The sequence below is a fragment of the Microbacterium sp. zg.Y909 genome (assembly GCF_024626565.1).
Genome location: NZ_JANJFJ010000590.1, coordinates 1 through 1,881, shown reverse-complemented (window position 1 = coordinate 1,881; position 1,881 = coordinate 1). Strand labels below are relative to the sequence as shown.

Here is a 1,881-nt window from a genome sequence, read left to right as displayed (position 1 = left end):
TCAGATGACCGACTCGCTCCAGGGGTCGGGGTTGCCGAACCGGTGCGCCGTGATCGTGATCGACTGCTCCCGCAGGAAAGGCAGCAGCTCGAGCCGGCCGGCGGAGGTCACCTCGTTGTCGTACACGGCGAGATCCGGGTCTCCCGCGACGGCCTCGGCGAGTGCTCGATGAAGGCTCGCCACCGACGCGCGCGGGCCGACCAGGCGCACGCGCGGGGGGCGCGCAGCGGTCTCGGGGGTGGGCGACTCCGCCGTTGCCGCTGATCCCGCGCCGGCGATCCGCTGCATCCACTGCTCGTCGGTCTCGACGTACACCGGCACGCGAAGGTCGCCCAGCGCGCGGCGCACGTCGGCCGGCAAGCCAGCCGGGGCGCTCAAAGTGAACGGCGACCCCGCCCGGATGCCGGCGACGACGACCCGCAGCACAGACTGCCATGCCGCGTCGCCCGTGGCGCGCACGGCCACCCCGTCGTCGACCGGCCGATAGCGGAAGAGGTTGCGCTCCACGCCGAGCTGCGAGACGTCGCGGACGTGCCCGAATTCGCGGTCCCAGGCGATGGCGTCCGACAGCGCCCCGCGACGCAGCCAGTCGAAGCCTTCGTAGTCGAGGCTCGGCTGGGCCGCTTCGATGATCGCGGTGATGCGGGAATCCAGGCCCCGCAGGTGCAGGGTCGACGACTGCGAACCGCTGGCCGAGGGCCGCCACGATCCCAGCCCCACGAGGTAGTTCGGGCCGCCCGCTTTCGCACCGGCACCCACCGATGAACGCTTCCAGCCGCCGAAGGGCTGGCGCTGCACGATCGCGCCGGTGATGCCGCGATTGACGTAGAGGTTCCCCGCCTGCACGCGGTCGAGCCAGAGGGCGAGGTCTGCGGGCGACTGGGTGAAGAGGCCCGCCGTCAGGCCGTAGTCCACCGCGTTCTGCAGCTCGATCGCGTGGGCGAGCGAGGACGCGTGCATGATGCCGAGCATCGGGCCGAAGAACTCCTCGAGGTGCGTCCGGGACCCGGGCTGCACGCCGACGCGGATGCCGGGCGTCCACAACCGGCCCGCGTACTCCGGGGCGACGTCGTCGACGGGGCGCGGCTGCACGAGCCAGCGCTCCCCCTCCTCGAGGGTGCTCAGTGCCCAGGCGAGCTTGCCCCGGGGCGCCTCGACGAGCGGTCCGACCTCTGCCCGCGGGTCGGTGGGGGGACCTACCCGCATCGAGCGGGTGGCATCCCTCAGCTGACGGGCGAACCGCTTGGAGCGCCCCACCGGACCCACGAGGATCGCCAGCGACGCGGCCGAGCACTTCTGGCCGGCGTGGCCGAAGGCGCTGCGCACCAGATCCGCCACGGCGAGGTCGAGGTCGGCGCTGGGCGTGACGATCATGGCGTTCTTGCCGCTCGTCTCTGCGAGCATCGGCAGGTCGGGCCGCCACGAGCGGAAGAGCGCTGCGGTGTCCCACGAGCCGGTGAGGATGACGCGGTCCACTGCGGGATGCGAGATGAGCCGCTCCCCCAGACCTTCCTCCTCGACGTCAGCGAGGACCAGGACGTCGCGGGGGACGCCGGCCTCCCACAGCGCCTCTGCGACCACGGCGGCGCAGCGGCGCGCCTGCGGGGCGGGTTTGAAGACCACTCCCGATCCTGCGGCAAGGGCGGCGAGCACTCCCCCGGCCGGGATCGCGAGCGGAAAGTTCCAGGGGGGAGCGACGACCGTGATGCGGGCGGGCTCGAAGACCGCTCCGCTGACGCGGTCGAGTTCGCGCGCGGTGGCGGCGTAGTAGTTCGCGAAGTCCACCGCCTCGCTCACCTCGACGTCTGCTTCGGCGAACACCTTGCCCGTTTCGGACGCGGCGACCTCGATGAGCTCGGCTCGGCGCGCTTCGAGGGCGCG

1 protein-coding gene is annotated in these 1,881 nt (G+C 72.5%); it reads right to left on the bottom strand.

Features of this window, described 5'->3' with window-relative positions; genetic code table 11:
• Positions 1–1,881 (bottom strand): aldehyde dehydrogenase family protein (locus tag NQ160_RS23180; RefSeq protein WP_257517367.1); only part of this gene is annotated, 1,881 nt, incomplete at its 5' end.